Annotated in this window: 28 protein-coding genes; 14 read left to right on the top strand and 14 right to left on the bottom strand. The window is 72.0% G+C overall.

Going from position 1 to position 25,951, the window contains the following annotated elements; translation table 11 throughout:
• Positions 1 to 9: 9 nt before the first annotated feature.
• Both ACH4U8_RS31020 and ACH4U8_RS31015 read right to left on the bottom strand, forming a co-directional pair.
• Positions 10 to 516: an ATP-binding protein gene (locus ACH4U8_RS31020; RefSeq protein WP_360319659.1), complete on the bottom strand. Its 507-nt coding sequence runs from the start codon at positions 514 to 516 to the stop codon at positions 10 to 12.
• Positions 513 to 1,424 (bottom strand): MEDS domain-containing protein, encoded by a 912-nt coding sequence (locus tag ACH4U8_RS31015; RefSeq protein WP_360319657.1) that lies wholly within the window; start codon positions 1,422 to 1,424, stop codon positions 513 to 515. The genes ACH4U8_RS31020 and ACH4U8_RS31015 overlap by 4 nt, the downstream gene beginning before the upstream one ends.
• Before the next feature lie 428 nt (positions 1,425 to 1,852).
• Here ACH4U8_RS31015 and ACH4U8_RS31010 point away from each other — a divergent pair, with 428 nt between their 5' ends.
• On the top strand, positions 1,853 to 4,069 hold the full coding sequence (locus ACH4U8_RS31010) for an SDR family oxidoreductase (RefSeq protein WP_395781633.1): 2,217 nt from the start codon (positions 1,853 to 1,855) through the stop codon (positions 4,067 to 4,069).
• A gap of 110 nt (positions 4,070 to 4,179) precedes the next feature.
• Here the strand turns inward: ACH4U8_RS31010 and ACH4U8_RS31005 are convergent, their stop codons facing one another.
• Complete coding sequence (locus tag ACH4U8_RS31005) at positions 4,180 to 4,611, bottom strand: EboA domain-containing protein (protein ID WP_360319653.1); 432 nt, start codon at positions 4,609 to 4,611, stop codon at positions 4,180 to 4,182.
• 328 nt (positions 4,612 to 4,939) lie between these two features.
• Here ACH4U8_RS31005 and ACH4U8_RS31000 point away from each other — a divergent pair, with 328 nt between their 5' ends.
• Entirely contained in the window at positions 4,940 to 5,374 is a 435-nt protein-coding gene (locus ACH4U8_RS31000; protein WP_360319651.1) for an SRPBCC domain-containing protein, read from the top strand.
• A gap of 57 nt (positions 5,375 to 5,431) precedes the next feature.
• Here ACH4U8_RS31000 and ACH4U8_RS30995 read toward each other — a convergent pair whose 3' ends face one another.
• Positions 5,432 to 5,722 (bottom strand): VOC family protein, encoded by a 291-nt coding sequence (locus ACH4U8_RS30995; protein WP_379988716.1) that lies wholly within the window; start codon positions 5,720 to 5,722, stop codon positions 5,432 to 5,434.
• A 177-nt stretch (positions 5,723 to 5,899) separates the two neighbouring features.
• On the opposite strand from ACH4U8_RS30995, the gene ACH4U8_RS30990 reads away from it, so the two are divergent.
• From ACH4U8_RS30990 to ACH4U8_RS30975, 4 genes are all read left to right on the top strand, one after another.
• Positions 5,900 to 6,055 (top strand): hypothetical protein, encoded by a 156-nt coding sequence (locus ACH4U8_RS30990; protein WP_360319647.1) that lies wholly within the window; start codon positions 5,900 to 5,902, stop codon positions 6,053 to 6,055.
• 266 nt (positions 6,056 to 6,321) lie between these two features.
• Positions 6,322 to 6,870 (top strand): hypothetical protein, encoded by a 549-nt coding sequence (locus tag ACH4U8_RS30985; RefSeq protein WP_360319645.1) that lies wholly within the window; start codon positions 6,322 to 6,324, stop codon positions 6,868 to 6,870.
• 73 nt (positions 6,871 to 6,943) lie between these two features.
• Positions 6,944 to 8,290, top strand: coding sequence for a sensor histidine kinase (locus ACH4U8_RS30980; RefSeq protein ID WP_395781631.1), 1,347 nt, complete (start codon positions 6,944 to 6,946; stop codon positions 8,288 to 8,290).
• A complete protein-coding gene (locus ACH4U8_RS30975) occupies positions 8,287 to 8,988 on the top strand; it encodes a response regulator transcription factor (RefSeq protein WP_360319641.1) in 702 nt (233 codons plus the stop codon). Before ACH4U8_RS30980 ends, ACH4U8_RS30975 begins: the two co-directional genes overlap by 4 nt.
• A 44-nt stretch (positions 8,989 to 9,032) precedes the next feature.
• Here the strand turns inward: ACH4U8_RS30975 and ACH4U8_RS30970 are convergent, their stop codons facing one another.
• Positions 9,033 to 9,965, bottom strand: a complete 933-nt coding sequence (locus ACH4U8_RS30970) for a sigma-70 family RNA polymerase sigma factor (RefSeq protein ID WP_360319639.1) — start codon at positions 9,963 to 9,965, stop codon at positions 9,033 to 9,035.
• A 238-nt stretch (positions 9,966 to 10,203) separates the two neighbouring features.
• On the opposite strand from ACH4U8_RS30970, the gene ACH4U8_RS30965 reads away from it, so the two are divergent.
• Positions 10,204 to 10,821, top strand: a complete 618-nt coding sequence (locus tag ACH4U8_RS30965) for a hypothetical protein (protein WP_395781629.1) — start codon at positions 10,204 to 10,206, stop codon at positions 10,819 to 10,821.
• A gap of 39 nt (positions 10,822 to 10,860) precedes the next feature.
• Here the strand turns inward: ACH4U8_RS30965 and ACH4U8_RS30960 are convergent, their stop codons facing one another.
• The 3 genes from ACH4U8_RS30960 to ACH4U8_RS30950 all read right to left on the bottom strand — a co-directional run bounded on the left by ACH4U8_RS30960 (position 10,861) and on the right by ACH4U8_RS30950 (position 12,152).
• Positions 10,861 to 11,109: a hypothetical protein gene (locus ACH4U8_RS30960; protein WP_395781627.1), complete on the bottom strand. Its 249-nt coding sequence runs from the start codon at positions 11,107 to 11,109 to the stop codon at positions 10,861 to 10,863.
• Complete coding sequence (locus ACH4U8_RS30955; RefSeq protein WP_360319633.1) at positions 11,106 to 11,405, bottom strand: DUF6247 family protein; 300 nt, start codon at positions 11,403 to 11,405, stop codon at positions 11,106 to 11,108. The genes ACH4U8_RS30960 and ACH4U8_RS30955 overlap by 4 nt, the downstream gene beginning before the upstream one ends.
• A 237-nt stretch (positions 11,406 to 11,642) precedes the next feature.
• The gene (locus tag ACH4U8_RS30950) at positions 11,643 to 12,152 is read right to left on the bottom strand and encodes a hypothetical protein (RefSeq protein WP_360319631.1); all 510 of its coding nucleotides are present in this window, start codon (positions 12,150 to 12,152) and stop codon (positions 11,643 to 11,645) included.
• A 3-nt stretch (positions 12,153 to 12,155) separates the two neighbouring features.
• On the opposite strand from ACH4U8_RS30950, the gene ACH4U8_RS30945 reads away from it, so the two are divergent.
• Positions 12,156 to 13,106, top strand: coding sequence for a hypothetical protein (locus ACH4U8_RS30945; protein WP_395781625.1), 951 nt, complete (start codon positions 12,156 to 12,158; stop codon positions 13,104 to 13,106).
• 1,104 nt (positions 13,107 to 14,210) lie between these two features.
• A complete protein-coding gene (locus tag ACH4U8_RS30940; RefSeq protein ID WP_379990436.1) occupies positions 14,211 to 15,128 on the top strand; it encodes an NAD-dependent epimerase/dehydratase family protein in 918 nt (305 codons plus the stop codon).
• On the opposite strand, the gene ACH4U8_RS30935 is transcribed toward ACH4U8_RS30940, so the two are convergent.
• Complete coding sequence (locus ACH4U8_RS30935) at positions 15,121 to 15,924, bottom strand: GNAT family N-acetyltransferase (RefSeq protein WP_360319715.1); 804 nt, start codon at positions 15,922 to 15,924, stop codon at positions 15,121 to 15,123. The two genes, ACH4U8_RS30940 and ACH4U8_RS30935, sit on opposite strands and share 8 nt — an antisense overlap.
• A 211-nt stretch (positions 15,925 to 16,135) precedes the next feature.
• Between ACH4U8_RS30935 and ACH4U8_RS30930 the strand changes: the two genes are divergently transcribed.
• The gene (locus ACH4U8_RS30930) at positions 16,136 to 16,510 is read left to right on the top strand and encodes a hypothetical protein (RefSeq protein ID WP_360319625.1); all 375 of its coding nucleotides are present in this window, start codon (positions 16,136 to 16,138) and stop codon (positions 16,508 to 16,510) included.
• Between the two features lie 117 nt (positions 16,511 to 16,627).
• Positions 16,628 to 16,849, top strand: a complete 222-nt coding sequence (locus ACH4U8_RS30925) for a hypothetical protein (protein WP_360319623.1) — start codon at positions 16,628 to 16,630, stop codon at positions 16,847 to 16,849.
• Between the two features lie 108 nt (positions 16,850 to 16,957).
• Here the strand turns inward: ACH4U8_RS30925 and ACH4U8_RS30920 are convergent, their stop codons facing one another.
• Both ACH4U8_RS30920 and ACH4U8_RS30915 read right to left on the bottom strand, forming a co-directional pair.
• Positions 16,958 to 18,199, bottom strand: a complete 1,242-nt coding sequence (locus ACH4U8_RS30920) for a PrsW family intramembrane metalloprotease (RefSeq protein ID WP_395781623.1) — start codon at positions 18,197 to 18,199, stop codon at positions 16,958 to 16,960.
• Entirely contained in the window at positions 18,196 to 18,699 is a 504-nt protein-coding gene (locus tag ACH4U8_RS30915) for a hypothetical protein (RefSeq protein WP_395781621.1), read from the bottom strand. Before ACH4U8_RS30915 ends, ACH4U8_RS30920 begins: the two co-directional genes overlap by 4 nt.
• Before the next feature lie 338 nt (positions 18,700 to 19,037).
• Between ACH4U8_RS30915 and ACH4U8_RS30910 the strand changes: the two genes are divergently transcribed.
• Complete coding sequence (locus ACH4U8_RS30910; protein ID WP_360319617.1) at positions 19,038 to 20,060, top strand: alpha/beta hydrolase-fold protein; 1,023 nt, start codon at positions 19,038 to 19,040, stop codon at positions 20,058 to 20,060.
• 40 nt (positions 20,061 to 20,100) lie between these two features.
• Positions 20,101 to 21,195: an alpha/beta hydrolase-fold protein gene (locus ACH4U8_RS30905; protein ID WP_360319615.1), complete on the top strand. Its 1,095-nt coding sequence runs from the start codon at positions 20,101 to 20,103 to the stop codon at positions 21,193 to 21,195.
• A gap of 271 nt (positions 21,196 to 21,466) precedes the next feature.
• Here ACH4U8_RS30905 and ACH4U8_RS30900 read toward each other — a convergent pair whose 3' ends face one another.
• The 3 genes from ACH4U8_RS30900 to ACH4U8_RS30890 all read right to left on the bottom strand — a co-directional run bounded on the left by ACH4U8_RS30900 (position 21,467) and on the right by ACH4U8_RS30890 (position 24,553).
• A complete protein-coding gene (locus ACH4U8_RS30900) occupies positions 21,467 to 22,303 on the bottom strand; it encodes a PaaX family transcriptional regulator C-terminal domain-containing protein (protein WP_360319613.1) in 837 nt (278 codons plus the stop codon).
• Between the two features lie 37 nt (positions 22,304 to 22,340).
• A complete protein-coding gene (locus tag ACH4U8_RS30895; RefSeq protein WP_395781619.1) occupies positions 22,341 to 23,993 on the bottom strand; it encodes an AMP-binding protein in 1,653 nt (550 codons plus the stop codon).
• A 107-nt stretch (positions 23,994 to 24,100) separates the two neighbouring features.
• Entirely contained in the window at positions 24,101 to 24,553 is a 453-nt protein-coding gene (locus ACH4U8_RS30890) for a PaaI family thioesterase (protein WP_395781617.1), read from the bottom strand.
• A gap of 238 nt (positions 24,554 to 24,791) precedes the next feature.
• Between ACH4U8_RS30890 and ACH4U8_RS30885 the strand changes: the two genes are divergently transcribed.
• Entirely contained in the window at positions 24,792 to 25,883 is a 1,092-nt protein-coding gene (locus ACH4U8_RS30885; RefSeq protein WP_395781615.1) for a Gfo/Idh/MocA family protein, read from the top strand.
• Positions 25,884 to 25,951 lie beyond the last annotated feature (68 nt).

Genomic DNA, 25,951 nt, shown 5'->3' with positions numbered 1-25,951 from the left:
CGGCCGCCGTCAGGGGCGTTCCGCCCCCGCCTCGGCGTTGCCGCAGGTCTGTTCGTCCTGCGGCAGCCGGGGCGCGGGGTCCGGGGCGGCCAGGTGCATCGTCATCCGGACCACCACACCCTCCGCGCACTCGGCCACCTCGACCTCGTCGCACAACGCCCGGGCGATCCACAGGCCGCGGCCGGGTGTCTCGTGTTTGTCGGTCAGCCGCGGAAAGGTTCGCCGTCGGCAGCCGTTGTGCTCGTCACTACTCGCGTGGATCTCACACACCACCCGCCCGGTGCGCGGCACGCAGCGCAGCAGGGCCGGCTTCGAGCCGGCGGTGACCGCGCACGCGGCGATCTCGTGCACCGCCAGGACCAGACAGTCGGGCCGGTCGTCGGCCAGGCCGACCGCGTCGGCGTGCCGGCGCACCACCGCGCGCACCAGGCACAGGTCCGAAGCACCGAACGGCAACACCTCCACCGGGCCGCCACCGGTACGGGCTCGGGCGCGATCGTGCTTCGGGCCGGTCACTGCGTTCCCCCACTCCGCTCCCCGGACGGACGGTCCCCGTCCACGATCAAGCCACCCGCGCCGCTCCAGCCGAGCAGGTCGAGCACCTTGCGTACGGCCGGCCCGGCGGCACGCAGCACCAGCCGCCGGTGCGGGGCCAGCGCGCCCGCGGTCCGGTACAGGGATTCCATCGCGCCCAGGTCGGCGAACTCCAGCGCGGACAGGTCGACCACCAGGTCGTGTCCCGACTGCGCGAGGGCCGCCCGACGCAGCGCCTCCTCCAACAGGGCGTGGGTGGCCACGTCGGCCTCGCCGATCAGCCGCAGGCCCAGGGTGGTGTCGGTGACCTGGAGGCTGGGCGGCCGAGCGTGCCCGGTGCCCGCGACGATCGGGTGCAGTCGTTCCTGGGCGTCGACCTGGACGGAGCTGAACTCGCGCGGGTCGTACAGGCAAAAGCCCATCGCCCGGCGGCCGGGCAGACCCAGTCCCGCGAGCCGTTCGAACTCGTGCAGGTCGTCGTACGCGACGCCGCCCGCCCGGCCCCATGTCATGTCACCGCAGACCCGCAGGCCCCGAAAGCCGTCCGCGAGTGCCTGGTCCACCGCCGCGAAGAACGTCTCGGCCATCCCCTCGGGCGAGAACTCGCCTTCCCACAGCGGCGTTCGGCCGACATCGACGACCACGAGCGAGCCGTCCGCCTCGCGTTCGGCCGGCCACGCGGGCCCTTCGGACAGCGTACTCATCAGCCAGGTCCGGTCGCGCCGACCGAGCAGACACAGCACCCGATCGTCGGCGGACAAACCGTCCCGAACATAGCTGTGCACCGCGAGCCGAACGATCTCGTCGTCCGCCGACACGAAGCAGCAGTGGCTTCCGTACGCCATCGATCCCACCGCGGCCACGGTGGCCCCGGCCTGGGAAGTGTCCATCTACGCATGCCCCCTGGTCCTGGCGCGCTCGGGCAGACCCGGGCGCTCGTCCCGCTCCAGACCGTAGACCCCCCGGGTGCCGCCACCGAGCGAAAACAGTCAAGAAAGCTTCTTTCGGGGGTATCGGCCCGCCGGCCGAGGCACAATCGTTGGTTCCCGGTCACCACCTTGGCCGGCCGCGAGCCGGCCTGCGCTCGCCCTCGATCGCGAACCCGATCGGGTGACGCCGACATCGGTTGGCCCAATACCGTCCGGGTGCCGACCGTTCGGCGACTAGCGTCCTGACGAAACCCACTCGTCCCAGGGAAGACCTCGACCACGCATGCCCCGGCGCAGCGCGCCATCGGCCCGACTCGCCGCGTATCGACCCGGTCGACATGACGCCCCGTCCGGCCATCTGGAAGAAACTGCAAGGAGCTTGCTGATCCATGCGCGTCGCCATCACCGGAGCCACCGGATTTCTCGGCCTCCATCTGCTCCGCGAATTGCTCGACCGACACCGCACGATCACCGTGTTGTCCCATGCCGGCTCCCGCGGCGCGCTCGACCGGATTCGGGCCTTTCTGGAAGTCATCGCCGCTCCCGACGAGTTGGTGCGGCGGCTCCCCGAGCGGCTGCGGATCGTCGAGACCGATCTGACGCTGCCTCGGCTGGGCCTGCCCCGGGCGGACTTCGCCTCGCTGGCCGACTCGCTCGACGCGATCTGGCACTGCGCCGGTGATCGCCGGGTCGACGCCGGCGCGGCCGAGTTGCGTGCGGTCAACGTCGAAGGCACCCGGCATCTGCTGGAGTTGGCCGAGATCGGCCGACGCCGGCCGCGTGTGTTGCACATCAGCACCGCGTATGTGGCCGGTGCCCGGCGCGAGGGCACGGTGAAGGAGGAACTGCGCGACGACGCGGGTGGTTTCGAGAACGACTACGAACGGTCCAGGTACGAGGCCGAGGTGCTGGTCCGGGACTGGGCGGCCCGATCGGGTCGGGCGGCGATGATCCTGCGGCCGACCACGCTGGTCTCCGACCGGCCGGGCGTGCCGGGAAATGCCCTGCGCTACCTGGTCGAACGCGCCGAGGCGACCGGCGGTTGTGCCGCGCTGGGCTGGGCGGCGCGGTTGCCGCGGCGGCTGCGGCCGGTGTTGCGACTGACCTCGGCGCCGGAGGGCCGGCTCAACTTCGTGCCGGTGCACGAGGCCGCGCGGGTGATGACCAGGCTGGCCGACGTCGCCGGGTCCGGCGGTGTGGACGTCTACCATGTGCGGCATCCGCAGGACGTGCCGATCGAGGTCGTTCGCGAGGTGTTGGCCGAATTCCTGCCGGTCCGGCTGCGGTTCGTCGCCGAACCGCCCACCCGGCCGACCGGCGTGGAGCGGCTCGCGGAGGCGCACGCGGCGTTCACGCCGTATCTGACGCACCGTCGCAGCTATGACGACTCGGGCGTACGGGCGCTGCTGGGCGAGCCGCGTTCGGCCGTCGGGGTCGATCGCGACTACCTGGTGGACTGCGTTCGGCCCGGTCACAGCGGCCGGCGGGGCGGCGCGCTCCCGCACCCGGAGCAGGGTCGGCAGGATCGGGTCGGTTCGGTCGAACTCGGTTGCGTGCTGCGCTTTCGCGGGCTCGCGCCGACCGTCGAGGATCTGCGCGAGGCGGTGGCGGCGCGGTTGTGGCGGGTGCCCACGCTGGCGTACCGCACGGACGGCGGCTATCGCCGACGCGGCCCGCTGGATCCGGCCCGGCACGTACACGCGCAGGCGGCCGGGCCGGGGCGGCTCGACACGGCCGTGGACGACGCGTTGGCGGCTCGGCTGCCGCGGGACCGGCCGTTGTGGGAGGCCCGCCTGGTGCACGGCCACGCGCGCGACGAATGGGCGGTGATCGTCAAGGCGCACCCCGCGCTGCTGGACGGCGCGTCGGTGGTCGAGGTGGGTCGGCGGCTGTTCGGCGTGGAGCCGATCGACGCCGCGCCGACACACCGGCCGGCGGTCGGTGATCCCGGGGTGCGGGCCCGGGTGCGACCTCCGGTGCCGCCGGCCGGCCGGCCGTTCGCGACGCGGGGCCTGACCGGTACGCGGCGGCTGGCCTGGTTGGCGCTGGACGCCAGGCGGCTGCGTGCGGCGTGGGCCGACCCGGACGAGTTGTTCCTGACCGCGCTCGCGGGCGCGCTGCGGGACGACGCGGGCGTCCCGTGGCGGCGCGGGCCGCGACCGGTCTGGGCCCTGGTACCGACCTCCTGCGGCGATTCGCACCACCCGGAGCCGGGAGCCCATGCCCGCCCCGCGCGGGTGCGGCTGCCGTGCGACCAGGCGGATCCGGCCCGACGGCTGACCCTGGTCACGGAGGCGATCCGGGCGGCGCGCCCGGCTGCCGGCGCACGTTGGCGGTTGCGGGCGGCGACCTCGCCGTGGCAGGTGGATCTGGCGGCGGGGCCGATCCACCGCTGGTTGCGCCGGCCGTACGCGTTCCGCGGGTCGCCGTTGATCGGCGCGGTCCCCTTCGGCGGCCTGCCCCGAGGCATGCCGTTCGGGATGTTCCTGGCCACCTTCGAGGACAGCCTGTACGTGAGTGCCGTGGCCGACACCGGCCTGCCCTCGGAGTTCGCCGAGTCGCTGTGCGCGTCGTGGACGACGGCGCTGGACGAACTCACCGCCTGAGCCCGGACGAGAGGGCCACCGGGCGGCCTGGGATCGGGCCGGGTCGGCCACCCATGGGTGGGTGGGGGGTGGCCGACGTCGGTGGTCGGAACGGTGTCGAGCGTGTTCGGTCAGGCCCTGGTCGGGTCGGTCGGGGGGACGGCTGCGGCGAAGTGGGCGGCGGCGATCAGGTGGGGGTCGCCGGTGCGCAGGGCGTCCTCGACCAGGGCGGTGGCCAGTGCCGGATCCTGTCGGGTCACCGCGAGGTAGGGCAACGCGCGCAGCACGGCCCGGCGTTCGTGCGCGTCGCCGCGCCAGTACAGGGTGCGCAGGTGGGCGGACAGGTCGCCCTCGGGCGTGCGGTCGGCCAGTTCGGCCAGCGCCAACACGCGTGCGGCGTCGTCGCAGGTCCAGCCGGGCAGCCCGATCAGCGGGGCTCGGCCACAGGCGCGGCCGGCGGCGGCGAAGGCGGTGAAGTCGGCGAGTGTGGGCCAGTCCTGGCTGCCCGGCTTGGCGGACGCGGTGAACGCGCTTCGCAGAGCTGCGATCGGCGGGTGGGGCATGGGCGGATTCCTCCCGATGGCCGGCGATGCGGAGTACGCACCTGTGGCTGTGCGTTCCCCATCCCCGGTGATCGCCAATCGACGAATCGCCGGTGGGCGGAGCGGGAGACCACCGGCAGACGCACCGAGCCGATCTCTTATATCCGGCAAAGGAGTTCAATTACCGACAAAAGATCCCCTCGGGGTTCGGCACCGTCCACACTCCGACGGCACTTTCCGGCCGCGGCGGCGCACACGGCGCACTGACGGCGCAAACTTGACCTTCAGCGGACCTTTCGCGAACCGTTGGCGGGCTGACGTGGGCGTTCGCGAGATCTACCGTTGATGCATGGTCCGTGAACCGCTCGTCGAGGTCAGTGTCGTGATCGCCGCGCCTGCCGAGGCGGTCTGGCGCGCCCTCGTGGACGCGGACACGCGCGCGTCGTGGTGGAGCTACCTGGATCTGGACGCGCGGGTGCACGGTCGGCTGTCCGAGCGCTGGAGCGGGGCGAACGGCGAGGCCCGCCTGACCACCGGCCGCGTCGAGGCGCTCGACCCGTGTCGGATGTTGCGGTTCACCTGGGCCGACGACGACTGGGCGGCGTCCACGACGGTGACCATCGAGCTGACCCGGGCCCGCCCCGGCACCCAGCTCCGGGTCCGCGAGACCGGCTGGAACCGCCTCCCGGACGGCCCGAACCTGGCCGCCGCCCACCGCGACGGCTGGGGCGCCCACGTCGAGGACCTCCGCCGCTTCGCCGAAGCCGCCGGCGGCCCGCGCTGACCGCGCCGACCGCCCGCGCAGCACCGACCGCGGTCGATCCGCCGCTTCGCCGACCGATCACCCGGCCCGCACCACGACCTCCACGTGCCGCCCGTCCGGGTCGGTCGACCGGTGCCGGCCCGGCCCGAGCGGCGAGGTCTCCAGGGTCAGGCCGAGCCGCAGATAGCCGGTGAGCCGATCGGGCCGCGCCGGATACAGCTCCACCACGACGCCGTCGGCGAGCGTCGCCGCGTAGTGCTCGGGACCGGTCCCGTGGCGTTCCCGGACCAGGTCGAGACCGAGCGACCCGTAGAAGTCACGGCACGCGCCGAGTCGGGACGTATAGACGACGATCAGATCCAGGGACATGGGCGCCAGTCAAGCACCGGCGCCGCCGACCCGTGGTCGCCGGCGGTCGACATCGGCGTGGGCGGTACTGTGGTGGCGCCGCTCGGAGGACGAACGGCGGAGCGGGCCGTCTGCGGTTCGTGCGACCGGTTCGGCCGGTGGCACGGTCGTACGGCTGCACCACCTTTGGGAGTCATCGTGTTGAACGCCCTCGGCGCCTTCGCCGAACTCACCCCTTTCCTCGTGGTCGCGGTCGGCTTCACCTTCGTGATCCGCGGCATCCTGCGCGCGGACCGACGCGAGCGCGAGCACTACGCCAAGAAGGATGCCGAGGCGCACACGCCCTCGTCCTGACCGGCGGACCTCGGCCACCGTCCCGAGGCCCCGAATTCCCGCATCGGCCGAGGCCGCCGGGTCGTCCGCGACCCGGCGGCCTCGTCGTTCCGGCACGCCGACCCCCTACCCCGGTATCACTTCGGGGTTGGCGCCGCGGTGTGATGTCCACCGCCGCCCCGCCTCCTACCTTGGGAAACACGACGCCGTCCCCGGCGCCGAGCACCACACCCGAGTACCGAACAACCCGCGCCGCGTACTCGGGGGCACACCCCAAGGACCTCGCCATGACGCTCACCGCCGCCCGCCCCACCCCCACTCGCTCTCATGCCGGTCGCGTCCCTCGCGCACTGCGCCGATGCGTGCCGAGTTCGCCGCGCGAGGCCGCCCGCCGCTCGGTGTACGCACTGATCGCGCTGCCGCTGGGCCTGCTGAGCATCGGCCTGGTGCTCACCGGTCGGTCCTCCCGCGCGGCCCGACTGCGACTCACGGCGGCCCGGCGCTTTCTGGATTCGGGGCCGGCCGACGCGACCGCCGGGGCCGGCCCGGGTGCGCTGCGGGTGCTCGGCCACAGCCTGCCGGACGCCGCACTGGGCATCCCGACGCTGATCCTGGCCGGCTACGCGTACGGCAACACGCTGCGCAACCTGACCTACCCGATCTGGTACGGCGACACCGACTATCACCACGCGTGGGGCGGGCCGACCCTGGCCGGGGTCTGGGCCGTGCACGCGATCGGCGGGCTCGCCTTCCTCGCGGTGTGCCTGTGTCTGATCAAGGCGCTCACCGACGTGCAGGCCGGGCTCGCCCGCCGCACGTTCGCCTCGCCGGCCTGAACCGGAGGTCGCCGTGCACACCGCCGTCGCCGAGTCCGACCGACCGGCCCACTCGGGCATACCATCACCAACCGTGAAGATCGTTCGACCGTCGACCCTGGTGGCCACGCTGCGCGAGACGGTGTCGCCGGGCTCGGTGGCCGCGCTGCCGCCCGGCCGCCGCAGCACCCGGGTGTTGTTCGTGCTCGCGTTGGCGGGCGCGGTGGCCGGGTGGCTCGACCTGTACCAGCACTACGACGTATCCGGCGCCGGCGCGACGATCGCCGCCATCGCCCGCGCTGCCCCGATCCTGCTGTGCCGGTATCGCCCGTTGGCCGCCTGGTGGTTGGCGCTGGCCGCGGCGATCGCGACGGCGCTGCCGACCCATCCGGTGTCCGACTCCGAGCCCTGGCCGTGGGCGGTCACCTCGGTGTGGTCCCTGGTCGTGGTGCTGTCGGTGATCGCGCTGCGGGCGCCGCGGCGCGTGTCGGTCGCGTTGTGGCTGATCCTGATCGCGGCCGGTACGGCCCTGGTGTTGTCGCGCGGCCCGGTGCAATTGGACGCGCTGCTGCCGGTGACGATCCTGTCCGCGCTGGCCCCGCTCACCGCCGAGGCGATCGGCGGCCGAAGCGCCGCCCAGCGCCGACTGGTCGTGGTCGAGGAGATCAGCCAGGCCGAGCACGCCCGGCGTACCCTCCTGGAGGAACGCACCAGGATCGCCCGCGAGTTGCACGACGTGGTGGCCCACCACATGTCGGTGATCACCGTGCAGGCGGACAGCGCGCCCTATCGGATCGCCGACCTGCCGCCCGCCGCCGTCGACGAGTTCGCCTCGATCGCGGCCGAGGCGCGCCGTTCGCTCACCGAGATGCGCCGGCTGCTGCACGTGCTGCGCCGGGACACGGACGCCGACACCGAGCACAGCCCGCAACCGGGCCTGGCCGAGCTGCCGGTCCTGATCGAGACCGCGCACCGGGCCGGCCTCGACGCGCACCTGTCCGTCGCGGACACCGTGCCCGCACCCGACCGGGTCCCGGTGGGCGTACAACTGTCCGCGTACCGGCTGGTCCAGGAGTCGCTGAGCAACGTGGTCCGGCACGCCCGGGGCGCCACGGTACGGGTCCACGTGACCGGGGACGCCGCGGCGCTGCGAATCACCGTCGTGAACTCCGCGCCCGAAGCGGCCGAACCCGCGGGGGCTTCGGGAACTCCGGGGGCCGCAAAGGCTCTCGGCCGCCCCGTCGAGCCGCACCTGCAAACGTCCGCCGCCGCGGCGGCCGGCACCGGCCACGGTCTGATCGGCATGCGCGAGCGGGTCGCGATGCTGGCCGGCGAGTTGCACACCGAGGCGCTGCCCGACGGTGGCTTCCGGGTCGCTGCCATGCTTCCCCTACCGCCGGCCGACACCACGCCGGCCCCGACCACCCCCGGAGCGGCATGACCACCGTAGTGATCGCCGACGACCAGGCGATGATCCGCGCCGGCTTCGCCGCGCTGCTCGCCGCCCAACCGGACCTGGAAGTGGTCGGCGAGGCGGCCGACGGCCGCGAGGCCGTGCGGCTGACCCGGGTGGCCCGGCCCGACGTGGTCCTGATGGACGTCCGGATGCCGATCCTGGACGGGCTGGCCGCGACCCGCGAACTGCTCGGCGGACCGGGCGGGTCGGCCCCGGCACCGAAGGTGTTGATGCTGACCACGTTCGACATCGACGACTACGTCTACGAGGCGCTGCGCGCGGGGGCGAGCGGCTTCCTGCTCAAGGACGCCTCGCCGGCCGACCTGATCGCCGCGGTCCGGATCGTCGCGGCCGGCGACGCGTTGCTCGCGCCCTCGATCACCCGTCGGCTGATCGCCGACTTCGCCCGCAACCGGCCGATCACCCGGGCGAATTCGACCCGCCTGGGCGCCCTCACCCCGCGCGAGACCGAGGTGCTCGGGTTGATCGCCCAGGGCCGCTCCAACAGTGAGATCGCCGCCCATCTCGTGCTCGCCGAGCAGACGGTGAAGACCCATGTGAGCCACATCCTGGGCAGGCTCGACCTGCGCGACCGCGCCCAGGCGGTGGTGTTCGCCTACGAGAGCGGTCTGATCACCCCGGGCACCGCGAACGACGGGAACACCGCAGGGCCGTCGAACTGACCCGACCCACAACGGAGTCGGGCCGTCGACGGCGCCCGGACGGTTCAGTCCGTGGGCAGCCCCAGCAGCCCGCCCAGCTCCGGGTCGACCGGACCGCGCGGACCCGCCAGCTCCTGGATCTCGGGCCGGGCCAGGCGGGTGGGGTCGGCCAGGATGTTGATCTCGACGATCCGGTCGCCCACGATGGTGAAGTCCATCACCCCGAACGGGTGGCCCCCCGGCGCGTTCAACAGGCCCGGCGCCCCGTTGATCAACACCGGCCGGGCGTACTGCGCGAAGCGGGCGAAGCTCAGCGCCTGCTCGACCACCGCACGGGCGCCGCGGACCAGTTGCGACACACCGATCGGGCCGCCACCGGTGTCGGCGCGGAGCAGGACGTCGGGGTCCAGCAGGTCCAGCAGGGCCTGGAAGTCGCCGCCCCGGGAGGCGGCGAGGAAGGCGTCCACCATCCGGCGCTGCCGGGGCAGGTCCGGCTCGGGTGCGGCCCCCTGGACCTTGCGCCGGGCCCGACTGGCGAGTTGCCGGGTCGCCGCGGTCGACTTGTCCACGATCGGTGCGATGTCGTCGAACGGCATCGCGAACATGTCGTGCAGGACGAAGGCCAATCGTTCGGCGGGCGGGAGCGTGTCCAGCACGACCAGCATCGCCAGCCCGACCGAGTCGGCCAGTACCGCGAGTTCCTCGGGGTCGGCTCCCTCCGCCCGGGAGACGATCGGGTCCGGTACGTGGGTGTCCCACATGTCCTCGCGCCGGGACTTGCGCGAGCGCAGCATGTCCAGACACACCCGACCGACCACGGTGGTCAACCAGCCGCCGAGGTTGTGCACATCGCCGATGTCGGAGCGGTCCAGCCGCAACCAGGTCTCCTGTACCGCGTCCTCGGCCTCGCTGAACGAGCCGAGCATGCGGTACGCCACCGCCCGCAGGTGGCTCCGGTTCTCCTCGAACCGTTGGGCCAACACGTCGTGCTCCGTCATCGTTCGTTCTCCCGTTCCCGTTCCGGCGGCGCTGTGGCCGACGATTTCCAGACGATATGACACCCGGAATCCACCGTCCCGACGCCCCGCCCACAGCCGGACCGGGCAGGATTGGTCGGTACGCCCGGCCGGCCTCGTCGGTGGTGAGGGACTTCCCGCCGATCCGCGCGCAAAGGTGTCCCCCCGACCGAACCCCTGATTGCATGGACGCGGCAACCGGGAGCAAGGAGGCGAGTACGTGCCCAGGCCACGGCGAAGCGTGTCCGTGCGGCGCGGCGCGGTACCGCCGATCGTCCTCGCCCTGCTCGCCGCCGCCTGCTGCGCGGCCTGCGGCGACACCGCGGCCGCGGCCCCGGATCGCCGGATCACCGGCTATTCCGACGGTGTCGTCTCGGCCACCACCTCGTGGCAGGGCCGGCCGCTCGCCCTGGAGTTGGCCGTGGGGGTCGGCACCACGCCCGAACCGCCCAGGGTCACCGATCAGCTACCGCAGGTCGGCACCGCCCCGCAGGGTGCGCGGTTCGTACTGATCGGCCTGTACGCCCGACTACGCCCCCCGGCCGCCGACTCCACCGGCTCGGGCCCGGCGGACTGCACCTTCGGTTACGGCCAAAAGCTCGCCGACGAGGTGGTGCTCCGCCTCCCGGACGGCCGCCGCGTCCCGGTCCTGAACGCCTCCCCGCAGCCGAATCCCTATCTCGCCTCGGTCGAACTCGCGTTCCAGGTGCCCCGATCCTTCCGTACCGGCACGCTCGACCTGACCCCGACCGGCACCCTGCACGCGGTCTGCCCCAGCGGCCCGGCCGACATCCCGCTGACCTTCCCCACCCACCACTTCACCCTCACCACCGACTGAGCCGAACCCACCCGGGTCGCCGCGAACCCCGCACCGCGCTCAGCCGATCCACACCAGGTTGATCACGCTCACCATCACCCGGTTCTCCTGCACGATGTACGTCGCGAAGCCGTGCGCCGCGAACGCCGCCTCCAGGGTGTCCTTGAGACCGCCGCTCATCCGCGCGCCGGCATTCCACGGGTCCTTGCGCAGTCGTCGCTCCAGTTCGGCCCAGGCGCGGCGGGCGGCGGCCGGCAGGGTGCGCCGGATCGCCTCGGCCTCGACGTGATACTCGACCCCATAGTTCACCGGTGCGCCCGGAACAACCGGTCCGTGCGCGGCGTCGGGACGACCCCCGACAGGTCGCCGTCCCGAATCCGTCGGGCCCGTTCCAACACGGCCTCGTAGTCCCCGTTGCGGTGGTGCACGAGCCGCCGCTGCCACGGGATCAGCACGTTCGCGAGCTGGGCCAGATCCCCCGCGTCGCGCGCGTAGTCCAGCGCCCGGCCGTACTCGTCCTCGAACTCCTCCCTTGCCCCGTCCGGCAGTTCGGCCCGCAACTGCCCCGGCGTGGGCCACAGGGCGCCGCCGGTATGGATGGTCACGTCCGGAGTGGATGGATCACGAGGTGCCGTCATGCCTCCAAGCGTCGCACCACGGACCCGCCCGACACCCCGGCACGCCGAAAATCGATCTCCCGGACACCCCGATGGCCCCAGGGTGCGTCGTTGATCCCCGAAGGTCGCCCGGGCAGTTCGCGGCACGGTCGGCCGATCCCGAAGTGGCGCTCCGAGCACGGCAGTTGCCGTTCCGGTCCGGAGCCGACGCACACCCGCGCCCGCTCACATCCCCAGCTTGCGCCACGCCATCCGCAGCGCTTCCAACTCGCGGCGCGGGAACGGCCGCCGCCAGTCGGCGTACCAACCGTCCTCGCCCAGGTCGCCGTCCACCCGGTCGAACCCGCGCAGCACGCTGCGCGCGAGCATCTCGATCGGGTGGCGCGCCTCCCACAACACGTCGCCGGGCCGGGTGCGCACGGACGCGTCGGCGTATTCGACGATCCGGATGTCCACCGCGTCGCCGTCCGGACTCAGGTGCCACAGATAGCCGTTCGGCTCGGCCTCGAACATCACCTTGTGGTCACCCGCCTCGCCGAGCGCGAGCCGGGTGACCGCGCCGATCAGTTCCTCGGGCGCGTAGGTGATGTAGGAGACGAGCAACTGCGCCTCGCCCGAATGGTCGGCGATGGTGCAGTCGGCCCAACCGGAACCCGACAGGGTCCAGGTGAACCACAGCGATGCCTTCATTCCGGACATGTTGCCGGCCTGATCGCCCTGCGGCTCTAGGATCACCGGATGGATCGCACGAATCTCACCCGGCCGGGCGGTGACTGGGACGCGTTGCGCCTGGACGTCCCGGAGTCGGCGCGACCGTCGCTGCGCCTGCTGGCGGCGCACAACCGCAGATTCGTCCTGATCGACACCTCCGCCGAAAGCGGCCCCGAAGCGTACGCACCCTCACCGCTCCCGACACCGGCCCCACTGCTCCTCGCCGAGGTCGACCCCGAGTGGTACGGCGTGGACTACCGCTGCCCCACCCCGTACCGCTCCCCGCTCGCCCCGCTGCGGGCCGCCGAGGCACGCGCCGTGGGCACGGTGAACGACCCGGCCTGGTACCCCCGTTGGGCTCACCGCATGGCGGACGAGCTGAGCCGGAACGGGCCGCTGTACGGCGGCACGTGGGTGTTGTCGCGGGACATCGATCGCACCCGGCTGCGCTTCCCGGAGTTCGCCGCGCCGACCCTGCCTTCGTGGCCCGAGGGGCGCATCGACTTCAACGCGCACACCTACCACTACTGGGAGATCCTGCCGCTGCACCCGCTCGCGTCGGCCGAGGACGGGCGGGTCAAGGCGTATCGCAAGCAGGTCCGGGACGGCTCGCTGCCACCGGTCCTGGTGTGGTGGGTCAGCATGCTCCAGACGCACCTGGTCCTGGACGGCCACGACCGCCTGGCCGCGTCGCTCGCCGAGGGCCGGGTACCACCGCTGTTGGTGCTCTCCCGCCCGACGGAACACGACGTGTACGTGGCCGGTCCGGTGGACGGCTACGAGCGCCGCATGGCCGCGATCGCCGATGTCCCCGAGGTCGCCGCGAGCAACGCGGTACGCGACGCCGGCCGGCAACTCGCCCGAGACCTCTTCCGCCTCCGCGCCGGCTACGGCCTGACCCGAGCCTGGCCCCTCAAGGGCGGCGTGCCCGCATGGCAACACCTGGTGGCCCGACACGCCCCCGACTGGACCCACTGACGTCGACCCGGTCGACTCCCCGACCAGCCCCGTCGGTCCGTTCGACCCGGCCGACCCCGTCGGTCCGACCGCCCCGGTCAATCCCATCGGTCCGGTCGACCCGGTCACCTCCGTCGGTCCGATCGACCCGGTCCGTGCCACCCCGAATCCGCACGTCGAGCACCGCCGCCGCCCCCACCCGCCGATCCCGCACCGCCTCGGCCCGCACCGCCGCGTGATACAGCAACCCCGCCCCCACCTCGCACGGCACCCGGTAGCGCACCGTCCACACCACCTGCGCCCCCGGCCCGATCGGCACACCAGGCTCCGGCTCCACCACCACGACCCGCTCCGGGTCGAACACCCGCCCCCGAAACCACTCCGCCACGCCCCCACGATTACGCACCACCAGCCGCCCCTCGACCACCTCCCCGAGCACCGCAGCCACCCGCGCCCGCTCGAACCCGACCTGCACCGCAAGCCCCGAATCCCCCACCCGCTGCCCGGCCAGATCCGCCCCGCACAACACCCCTTCGCAATACCCATGCCACGCATCGGCCACCGACGCCCCGCACAACCGACAACTCCCCATCAACCCCACAACCGCCCCCAACCGCAGCTCCCCCACCCCCCAAGACGCCCAACCACCACCTCCCGTTCCATCCCCGCCCCCACCCGACAAACCCCCTCCGCGCTCCCCTTCCCCCCAACCCCAACCTCCACTAACGTGCGCCCACACCCCAACCCACCAGCCCACCCAACACCCAAAAACACCCGCCCAAGGAACACCCCCACACACCCGCAATCCAACCCAACCCTCAACCCCCTCCGACGCTTGAGAACAAGCCACCCCCGAAACCAGCCCGCCCGGCACTCGACGACAGGCCGTCCGCAGGACACCCCAAACGCCCACCGAACCACCCGAACCCCAACCCTTCCAGTCCGTCCGGCGCTTGAGGACAGGCCGTCCGCAGGACACCCCGACCCACCCACCCCCACAGCCCGTCCGGCGTTTGAGGACAACCGACCCAGGCCAATCCAGCCCGTCCGGCGCCTGAGGACAAAAACCCGAACGCCACCGAACCCATCCCACAAGCAAAGCGCAGCGAACTGCACGGAGGACCCATGACACCGCCCCTGACCGGCGCCAAAATCGTCGTCACCGGAGCCACCGGCCAAGTCGCCGAACCGGTCGCCAAGATCCTCGCCCGCGACAACGACGTATACGGCGCGGCCCGCTTCCAGGACGACGAGGCCCGAGCCCGCCTGGAGGCCGCAGGCGTCACCTGCGTCAAGATCGACCTGGCCGCCGGCGACGTCGCGGCACTTCCCGCCGACGCCGACTACGTGATCAACTTCGCCGTCGCCAAGAACGGCGACTGGAACATCGACCTGGACGCCAACGCCGGCGGCGTCCTGTCCCTGATGGAACACCACCAGGCCGCCCGCGCGTTCCTGCACTGCTCCTCCACGGCCGTGTACCAGCCCGCCGGCCACAAGGAGCTCGCCGAGAGCGCGTCCCTGGGCGACAACCACGGCGTGTGGTCGTTCCTGGAGACGTACAGCATCTGCAAGATCGCGGCCGAGGGCGCCGCCCGCTGGGGTGCGCGCCGCTTCGCGCTGCCGACCACGATCGCGCGCCTGTCGGTCCCGTACGGCGACAACGGCGGCTGGCCCGGGATCCACCTGGAGATGATGCTCGGCGGCGCCCCGATCGACGTGCACACCAACGCGCCGAGCATCTACCACCCGATCCACGTGGACGACATCGCCGGCACGCTCCCCGCGCTGCTCGCGGCGGCCACGCCCGAGGTGTGCACTGTCAACTGGGGTGGCAGCGATCCGGTGAGCATCGAGGAGTGGTGCGGCTACCTGGCCGAACTCACCGGCGTCACACCCGAGTTCAACCCCACCGACGCAACCATCGACTCGGTCACGCTGGACCTGACCCGGATGCACGCGATCACCGGCCGCACCACCGTGAACTGGCGGGACGGCATGCGCCGGATGGTCGAGGCGCTGCACCCGGAGCTGCTCAAGTAGCCTGCCCGACCCCCGCGTTCGACCCGCCGTCGGAACGCGCGATCGCATGCTCGGTGACCGGCCCGAGTACCTCGAAGCCCAGCTTCCGGTACACGGGCTCACCCACCGCCGAGGCCTGCAACACCGCGACGGGATGGCCCTCGTCGACCGCCGCGTCCAACGCGGCACGGGTCAGGGCCGCGCCGTACCCGCGCCGGCGATGCGCGGCGAGCGTCGCGATGTTGTACACACCCGCGACGCCGGCGTGCAGGAACACCTCGGCGGTGGCCACCGGCCGCCCGTGCGCATATCCCACCAGGTAGCGCGCGGCGGATTCGAGCGCGGCCTGTGCGGTCAGTTCGGCGAACCGTACGACGTCCCGCGCGGACGGTGTCCAGAGCGCGGCGAGCACCTCGGCGAAGTCGAGCAGCCCGGCGCGCGTGCGCACCCGCTCGATCCGGAACCCGTCCGGCGGCACGATCTCGGCACCGGTGCTCCGACTCCACCGCGTCCACATCGCCACCTCCTGCTCGGCGACCGGCAGGCCGTACGCCACCAGGCGCTCGGCCAGATCCGTCGGCCGCGACCCCTGGGTGACCCACCACGAGAACGGCCGCCCGGTCGCCGCGACCCGGTGCACCGTGCGCTCGACGGCCGGCCCCACCGTGCGTTCGGTCAGCCGCGCGCCCGCGACGATGTTGTACGTGTCGTGCGTCAGGCCGCTGTCCGCGACGAGCACGTGATCGTCCTCGTATACCCGCATCCCGGGGGTCACCCGATGCAGGTGACAGGCGTGCTCGGCGAGATTGCGGTCCATCGCCTCGATCGGTGCGCTCACCCGGCCATTGTCACCGGGCCGTCGGCGCCCGCCCAATTCATTTCGCCCCGAGGACGTGGACGGCGGGCGGGGTGTCCGAGGGCGTGCGGCGCGAACGCGTGATGGGCCCAGACCGGCGCGAGCGCCGGCGTACCGCTCCCGAAGGGCAACCGTGCCGAACCCGTGACCGGGCGCCGGCACACTCGGCCGCGTGACCGAATCGTCTGACACCCCGACACACACCGAGGATCCCGCCTGGCACTCCGTCCGCTGCCTGTTCCATCATCAGCCGGACATCTACGAGGAACGCATCACGTTGTGGCACGCCGGCAGCCTCGCCGAGGCCATCGCGCTGGCCGAGGCCGACGCGCTCGAATACGCCCGCGATGTGAACGACGCCGAATACCTGGGTCTCGCACAGGCGTTCCGGCTGTTCGACGCGCAGGTCGGACACGGCATGGAGGTCTTCTCGCTGGCCCGGGACAGTCCCCTGGAACCAACCGAGTACCTGGACGCGTTCTTCGATACGGGAACCGAGCGACAACGCCGGATCATGGCCGACACCGAGTCCCCGGATGCCCGGTGACGACGCGACCCGACATGTCGCCCGGTGTTCATCCGGCTCGGGTTCACAATGTCGGCTTCGCACGCGACGATGGAGGGGCAACTGCCCTATAGATAGGCATAGGTAGGGAGGAGCACCGTGGATGGACTCGTCGTGCTCGCCGTGTCCGTGTGTCTGCTCGGCCTGACCGTGCTCCTGGTGGCGCGTTCGCTCGGTCGTCGTGACCTCAGCACCGCACCCAGGGACCTGCTGCGCCAGGACCGGCTCACCGATCTCGAAGAGAGCGCGTGGGCGCAGGACACCGAATGGCCCCGACAGGCGAACCGGCGTACCGCGCCGGACTCGCGCACCTGTCGCTGACCGACTGCATCCGGATCGACTCCGGGCCGCCGCGCCGGCGCCGCCCCGGAGCCGACCGGACCGGCCGCCTCCCCGCCCAGGCCCGTCGAGGCCGCCCACGACCGGCGACTACGGCACTTCCGGCAACTCGGAACGCACCCTCGCGTGCTGCGTCGGCGCGCCCGGCGACTCGGGCGGTTCCGTGTCGGCGGCCCGCACCTGGGCCCGCGCCCGGTCGATCCGGCGGTGCCAGCGGGCCACCCCGGGGTCGGTGGCCGGATCGGCGGAGCGGGCCAGCGCGACGCCGTAGCCCAACTGGGCGCGCTGCAATCGGCTCTGCGCCCAGGCCGCCTTGCGGCCGTGTTCGCGCCGGGCCGCCTCCACCGCCATCTTGCGGGTCTTGTTCGAGGCGAGCGCGGCGAGTTCGCGCAGCGGCAACAGCTCCGGCTCGTCGCCGACCGCCTGCGCGAACCAGCGATACTCCTGCCGGGCCGCGCACCGGTAGACGAAGCTCGCGACGGCGAGCACGACCAGCCCGTTGAGCACGATCTGCACGATGGTCAGGTACCAGTCGGTGCGCCCCAGCACGATCTCCGGCAGCGGCGAGTTGTTCACGAAGTGCAGGCCCCACGCCACCGTGTACAGCGCGCCGGCCGCCGCGAGCCGAACCGCGAGCGGCCGCCGCACGCCGACCAGCACGTACGCCACGCCCGCGCCGGTCATCGCGGTGAACGCCGCGTGGCTCCACAACCCGTTGACGACGGCACGCACGAAGAAGCTGGCCATGATCCCGCCGGTCCAGGTCTCGCCCGCCTGGATCGCGGCGTTCAGCGCGTACATGATGTTCTCGACCACCTGGAATCCGAGACCGACCAGCGCACCGAAGACGAATCCGTCGAGCACACTCTCGAAGACCCGGCGGTTGATCAGGATCAGCACCACCACACCGAGCAGCTTGAGCGTCTCCTCGACCACCGGCGCCGAGATCGAGGCGCCCCAGTCGGTGGCGAACTTCGGGTCCAGCTTGGCCAGATAGCTGAGCACGTTGTCGTTGGCCACAAGCGCGAAACCGGTCGCCACCACGCCGCCCCAGAGCACCGCGGCCACGCAGAACGCCGGCGGCTCGCGCTCGAACAGGTCCAGGTGGGTGATCACCGCGAGCGCCGGGATCAGCCACAACGTGTGGACCACCACGCTCAGGACGATCGCGCCGGAGGGCGCGGCCGAGGACAGCCGGATGAAGTTGGGCACCACGCTCGCGGCGCCGAGCCCGAGCACGATCGGGTACAGCCAAAAGGCCGCGCGCGTGGGCTGCACGATGCTGCCCGCGTCTCGACGGCCCCGGCGATCGGTCAGCGGAGCGACGCTCACGAGTCGACCACCTCCACCGAGTCCAGCATGGTCACCACGTCGTCGGCGATCTCCGCGGTGAGCGGCGCGGTGTGCCGGGCGGTGAGCGAGATCCCCAGGCCCTGGCCGCCGGCGACCAGCACGGTGAGCGTGCCGGCCACGGTGTTTCCGCTGATCGGCGCGACCAGCCCGGTCAGCCCGCGCGCGGTGCTCACCGAGGCCGGATCGCCACCGATCCGCCCGCGCCCGGTCGCCTCGTAACGACGCGCCGCCGCCTTGAACGCGCCCACCGCCGACGACTGCCGACCCAGCGGCGTCAGCCGATAGGTGGTCGCGCCCTTGACCAACACACTGACCAGATCGCGCTGCGAGGCGCCCCGATCGATCTGCCAGTCGGGCGCCGGCCGGTAGCGGAAGGTGCCCAGCGTGACCACCTGGCCGGCGCGCACCGGCGCGGCACCGACGAGGGAGCGGTTGAGCAGATAGGGAATCGCGATCACGAACATCATCACGACGGCCACGACGGCCGTCGCACGAAGTCCGTGCGTACGCGGAATCGGCCCCGACCTCGAACCCGGACTCGACTCGGGAGAGGGGGGCCGCGGAACGGGTGCGGTGAGGGACAAGGGGCGACTCCTGTCTTCGGCCGACGGCGTTCTCGCCGGTACCCTCGCCGCCGCCGAATGTCACTCGTGGCTCGACCGAAGGGGTGACCCGGTCACGGTAAAATCACGAAAACGCTGTTTTCGTCCCGCCGATCGATGGACGGCTGTTACAGAGCCGTCGAGTGACCGTTTCGATGTCCGGTTAAGGTCGTTTTTGTCAACAGCACCCCCTGACGCCTGCCGGAGCTCTTCCCTTGAACCCCCTTTCCGCACGCCGCCGTCGAGCGACGGCGCTGCTCGGTGCCGTACTCGTCGCGGTGACCGCGGCCGCGTGTGGCTCGCCGGGCGATACGACGGCCGAAAACGCCAAGTCCACGGCGGCGCCGACACACTCCGGCACCGCGGCGAGCCCACCCGCCAAGCCCACCGCGCCGAGCAAGGTGGTCGCGCCGACCGGCCCCGCCACGAACTTCACGACCGCCACGACCACCTCGGTCGGGCCGATCCTGATGACCTCGTACACCGGTCCCAAGTCGGGTGTCACCGGCAAGGTGTGGGTGTGGCTGCCCCCGGAGTACAACGACCCGGCGTTCGCGAAGCACGGCTTCCCGGTGCTCACGCTCTACGCCGGCGGCCAGAGCAACGGCTACAACACCTGGACCGACAACCAGTTGCCGATCCAGCAGGAGGCCGTCCGCCAGTCCCGGGCCGGCACCAGCCATCCGTTCATCATGGTGATGCCGGTGCAGAACCTGGAGAAGGACGAGAAGCGCAGCCTCGAATGCAGTGACATCCCGGGGCAGCCCAAGATGGGCACCTGGATGTCGCAGGACATCCCCGACCTGGTCAAGGCCAACTTCCGCACGCTGCGTGATCCCGCCGGTTGGGGCGTGATGGGCGCGTCCACCGGCGCGTTCTGCAGCGTCAAGCTCGCCCTGCAGCACCCGGATCGGTTCAAGGTCGCGGTGCCGATCGACGGCTACTTCAACCCGGACTCCCCACTGTGGAAGGGCTACGAGGCCGAACGGCTGGCCAACAGCCCGGAGAAGCTGATCGCGGCGGGCAAGGCCGACATCGACGTGCTCGCGACCGCAGGCGGCGGGGATGCGGCCGAGGTGCGGCTGGTCAAGGCGTTCGTCGCGAAGGCCGCGCCGCCGGTACGCATCGAGTACTACGAGCAACCCGCCGGCAGGCACCTCACGTCGCATTTCAAGAAGATGCTCCCGGACCTGCTCGGCTGGCTCGGCCGGCACATGTCCCCGCCCACCGCCGACTGACCGTGTCCGGACCGTCGCTGAATCCCCCTGGAAGACCACAGTGAGCCTGACCGGTACTCCCTTCTATATAACGACCATCGTGCTCGCCATCGCGGCGCTCGCACTGGCCATGGTCGCCTGGAACCGCATTCCCGGACCGAAGCCGGTCAGAGCCGTCGCCCGGCTGTTCATGCTGGTCACCTGCCAGGCCACGGCCATCCTGATGGTCTTCGTGATGGTCAACAACGCGAACAGCCTCTACGACACCTGGGACGACTTCCTGGGCACCGGCGGCAGCCACGTGACCGAGGCCCGCGAGCCGGCGCCGCCGCCGGCGCCCGAGCACAAGCTGACCAGCAAGTTCGAGCCCGCGTCGGACGGCAAGATGGGCGACGGCGTACAGCAGACCACGCTCAAGGGCCCGCAGTCGGCCGTCGAGGCCGAGGTCTACGTGTGGCTGCCGCCGCAGTACAAGGACCCGGCGTTCGCGGACAAGAAGTTCCCCGTGGTCGAACTGCTGCCCGGCTACCCGGGTTCGGCCAAGGCATGGTTCGGCACGCTGGACGTCAACAGCCAGCTCAAGAGCCTGATGACCAAGGGCGAGGTGGCGCCGTTCATCCTGGTCTCGCCCCGGACCAAGCTGCTCGCGGGCAACGAGGACACCGGCTGCGCGGACGTGCCGGGCAAGGCCAACGCGGACACCTGGATCTCCGGCGACGTACGGCGCATGGTGATCGACAACTTCCGCGCCGAGTCCGACCCCAAGCACTGGGCCATCGCGGGCTACTCCGCCGGCGGCCACTGCGCGGTCCGGATGGCCCTGCTGCACCCCGACCGCTACGGCGCGGGCGTGAGCCTGTCCGGCTACAACGACCCCAAGGGCGAAGCCGACTCGGTCACCTCGAAGGACCCGGCCCTGCGCGTCTCCGCCAACCCCCTCACCATCCTCAAGAACGCCCCCCAGCCGCCCAAGACCTCCCTCTACCTCGCCGGCGAAAAGGGCGACGGCTACGGCGACGCCCAAGCCCTCAAGGCAGCGGCCAAGCCCCCCACCGCGATAACCCTCGCCGAAATCTCCGGCGGCGGCCACGGCACCGACGTCTGGCGCCGAATGGTCCCCGACGTCTTCCGCTGGCTCACCAAAACCCTCCCCTGACCCACCCCAACACCCAACGCCGGCCGGGCCCAATCCAGCCCGGCCGGCACTTGAGGCCACTCAGCCCCGCCGGCGCTTGAGGCGAACCCAGCCCGGCCGGCGTATGAGGCCACTCAGCCCCGCCGGCGCATGAGGCGAAACAGCCCCGCCGGCGCTTGAGGCGAACCCAGCCCCGCCGGCGCATGAGGCCACCCAGCCCCGCCGGCGCATGAGGCGAAACAGCCCCGCCGGCGCATGAGGCGAAACAGCCCCGCCGGCGCTTGAGGCGAGTTCAGCCCCGGCCCGCGCTCGAGGCCAACCCCGCAACCTCCCGAACGAACCCCTTCGCCCCCTCCGCAAGGAGCGAGTGCAGGGCCAAAAACACCCGCCGAGCCCCCACCGCGTTCCAATCCGCCGGCAACAACTCCGCAGGCAGCCCCGGATCCAAGTACGGCAACCGCCGCCACTGCGTCAACATCGGCACGTACGTGCGAAACGCGTCGACCGCCTCCACCACCGGCCGCGCCCCAAGCTCCGCCGCCACCGGCCCATACGCATCGGTGAACAGCGCGTACTGCTCCTCGATCGCCTCGAAGTCCCACCAGTCCCCGACCGTCGCGCCCAGCTCCGCGAACGCCGCATCCCCGGTGAACAGGTGTACATAGTCCGCCAGTTCGACCCGAACGAGCGTGCGCCGAGCGTCCTCCAACAGCCGCGCCGGCGCGATCCACACCCCCGGCGACACATTGCCGAACCCCAGCCAGGTCAACCGCGAACGCAGTTGGTGCCGATGCGCGCGCTCGGACTCGGGCACCGAGAAGATCGCCAGCACCCACCCGTCCGCAAGCCGCGCCGGCTCCAGATTGCCGAAGATCCGCCGATCGCCCTCGTCGAAGATCGACTCCATCGCCGGACTGAGCCGATACCCGGTGCCGTCCCGCCGCTCCTGGGTGAGCGTGCCGCGCTTCTTCAGTCGCGAGATCGCCGACCGCACCGCCGGCGCGTCCACGCCCAGTTCGCCCATCAGCACGATCAGGTCGGCGATCGAGATCCACCCGCCCAGATCGCGCACGAACGCGCCGTACACGGTGTTGATCAACGAGCTGGGTCGGGCCGGGGTCTCCGCCATGGTCGCCTTCCTCGCGGAGTCTGGGTCGCCGGCGATCCTATCCGGGAGCCGGTCCCACCCCGGCGACCGGCGTGCCCTCGGCCGCACGCCGACGCAGTTCGCCGCGCCGCAGCTTGCCCGTGTCGGTGCGCGGCAACTCGGACACGAACTCGACCAGTCGCGGGTACTTGTACGGCGCCATGGTCTGCTTCACGAACGCCTGGAGCACCCGAGCCGTCGCCTCGTTCGCGACCACCCCGGGACGCAGCACCACGTACGCCTTGACCACCATGCCGCGCCGTTCGTCGGCCGCACCGACCACCCCGCACTCGGCCACGTCCGGGTGCGTGCCCAGCACCGCCTCCACCTCGGGACCGGCGATGTTGTAGCCGGAGGAGACGATCATGTCGTCGCTGCGCGCCTGGTACCAGAGGTAGCCGTCGGCGTCGCGGATGTAGGTGTCGCCGGTGATGTTCCAGCCGTCCCGCACGTAGTCGAACTGCCGTGCGTCGTCGAGGTATCGGCAGCCGGTCGGGCCCTTGACCGCGAGTTGTCCGGGCGTACCGTCCGGGACCGGCCTGCCGTCCGGCCCGAGCACCACGGCCCGATGGCCCGGCACCGGCAGCCCGGTCGCCCCGGGGCGGATCGCGTCGTCGGCGGCGGAGACGAACACGTGCAACATCTCGGTCGCCCCGATGCCGTCGATGATCCGCGTCCCGATCGTGTCGCGGTACGCCTGCCACACGCCGACCGGCAACGCCTCGCCCGCGGACACGCAGCGCCGCACGCCGGCGAGCAGGTCGACGAGCCCGGCGCCGAGGATGGCCCGGTAGGCGGTCGGCGCGGTGAACAGTACGGTGACCCGCCGTTCGGCGACCACGGCGGCGAGTTCCTCGGGGGTGGCCCGCTCCAGGAGCAGCGTGGCCGCGCCCGCGCGCAGCGGGAACACCACCAGCCCGCCGAGGCCGAAGGTGAAGCCCAGTGGTGGGGTGCCGGTGAACAGGTCGCTGGGCTCGGGGCGGACGACGTGCGCGGAGAACGTGTCGGCGATGGCGAGCACGTCCCGATGGAAGTGCATGGTGGCCTTGGGCCGACCGGTGGTCCCGGAGGTGAACGCGATCAGCGCGACGTCGTCGCACGCGGTGTCCACCGCCTCGAACACGGTGCTCTTGGTGGCGCAGCGGGCGGCCAGCGTGTCCGCGCCGGGCCCGCCGTAGGTGAGCACGCGCAGGCCGGGGGTCACGGCCGCGGCGAGCTCGGCGGTGAAGCGGTGGTCGCACAGTGCCGCAGTGGGGCGGCCGATCTCGTGGACGGCGTCGAGCTCGTGCGCGCGCAGCAGCGGCATGGTGGTCACCACGACCGCGCCGGCTTTCAGCGCGCCGAACCAACTCGCGACCAACCAGGGGTTGTTGGGGCCGCGCAGCAGGACCCGGTTGCCGGGCACCACGCCGAGGTCCTCGGTCAGCACGTGGGCCACCTGGTTGGCGCGGGTGAGCAGGTCGCCGTACGTCCAGGTCTCGTCGGCGGTGAGCAGGCAGCGCCGGTGCGCCCCGTGTCGCGCGATGGTGTCGTCGAGCAGTGCCACGGCGCAGTTGAGCCGGTCCGGATAGTGCAGTTCCGGCAGCTCGAAGATCAGCTCGGGCCACTGGTCGACCGGCGGCAGCCGATCCCGGGAGAACGTGTCGACGTGCGCGGAGGGACGGAGCTGCATGGCCGGCACCTCATCCTGTTGTCATCGTGACGGCAGTCAACGGTACGCGACATCCGTCCGCGAGGACATCCCTTCGAGCCGGCGGACGGGCGGCCGTGGGCGCGCGCTCAGCCGGCGGCGCCGTTGACCACCAGCACCGTGCCCCGGCCGATCGCGCAGACCGTCTCGGTACCGTCGTCGGCCAGCATGATCAGGTCGCAGTCGCAGACCGCCTGCCGACGACCGGCGTGCACGATCCGGGCCTCGGCGCGCAGCCTGGCGCCGAGTGCGGGCCGCAGGTACTGGACGGACACGCTGCCGGTCAGCACGGCGGAGCCGAGCGTGCTGCCGGCTGCGAAGGTGATCGCGTTGTCGGCCGCGTAGGCGAGTACGCCGCCGTGCAGATACCCGTTCTGTTGCCGGAGTTCGTCGCGGACGTCGACCTCCAGGGTGGCCCGGCCGGCGCCGAATTCGGTGACCCTGGCCCCGACGAGCCGACTGAACGGCTGGGCGGCGAGCACGGATCGGGCGAAGTCGAGCGCCTCGTGGCCGGTCGGCGAGTCGATGGGGGTCTCGGTCATCGCGGTATCACCCTTCGCGTGGAAAGCGCACCCGGCGGGGAGCGGGGCACGTGGTCATCGAAGCAGAGTCCGGATCACCGCCGCCGCGCCACGGGCCGACGGCCGCCGGGCACGCACCGAGCCCACCCCCGGCGGATGCCTTTCGTCACACGGTGGCGTCATGGCGAAATTGGACAGCTTCCCTTACCGTAGGCGCGTTTCGGCCCCACAGAAGGCCCCGAAGAAGGAGAACGACGTCATGGCGCAGAACAAGCTGGGTGTGGCGATCGTGGGGACCGGCTTCGGGTGCATCACGCACCTGCCCGCCTTCCGGGACGCGGGCTTCGAGGTACGGGCGCTGGTCGGCCGCGACCCGGTGCGCACCGCCGAGCGGGCCGAGCGGTTCGAGGTGCCGTACGCGTTCACCGATCTCGACGCGACGCTCGCGCTGGACGGCGTGGACGCGGTGACCGTGGCCACGCCGCCGCACACGCACGCGGAGATCGTGCTCGCGGCGGTCGCGGCGGGCAAGCACGTGGTGTGCGAGAAGCCGTTCGCGAGCGATGCGACCGAGGCTGCCCGCATGCTGGCCGCCGCCGAGCGGGCGGGCGTCGTACACATGCTGGGCACCGAGTTCCGCTGGCAGTCCTCGCAGGCCCTGCTCGCGCGGCTGATCGCGACCGGCGCGATCGGCGAACCGCGGCTCGCCACCTGGCTGTTGCACATCCCGGTCCTGACCGGACCGGCCGCCGAGGTACCCGCGTGGTGGGGCCGGGCCGAGGACGGCGGCGGCTGGCTGGGCGCGCACGCCTCGCACTGGATCGACCAGATCCGGCACACGCTCGGCGAGTTCGCGGGCGTCAGCGCGGGCCTGCCGCTGGTCGCCGACCGGCCGGGGCAGAGCGCCGAGGACACCTTCAACATCCGCTTTCGCACGGTGACCGGCGTCGAGGGCACCCTGCAAAGCTCCGCCGGGATCTACGGGCCGCCGCTGATCACCACACGCGTGGCCGGCACCCACGGCACGGCCTGGGTCGAGTTCGACGACGTCTGGCTCGCCGACGCGGCCGGCGACCGTCGGGTGGAGACCCCCGCCGACCTGGCCAACCCGGACCCGATCGCGCCCCCGTCCGACCTCATGCACACCGCCTACGACCTGCTCCACTCGATGGGCATCGACCGTGCGCCGTACACCCGCCTGGCCACCACCTTCGCGGCCCTGATCAACGGCGAACCCGTCCCCGACTCCCCCCGCCACGCCACCTTCGCCGACGGCGTGGCCGGCCAACGGGTGCTCGACGCCATCCGCAGTTCCGCCGCCGACGGCGGCACCTGGACCGCGTGCGCATAGTCCCGGAAAATCGGATAAACCGCGCCGAGCCGCCGGAAGGAAAACGGCTCAAGTGAATGTCGGGTATT

This window comes from Embleya sp. NPDC020886 (assembly GCF_044333915.1).
GTDB lineage: Bacteria > Actinomycetota > Actinomycetes > Streptomycetales > Streptomycetaceae > Embleya.
This window is presented reverse-complemented; position numbering and strand designations above follow the sequence as displayed.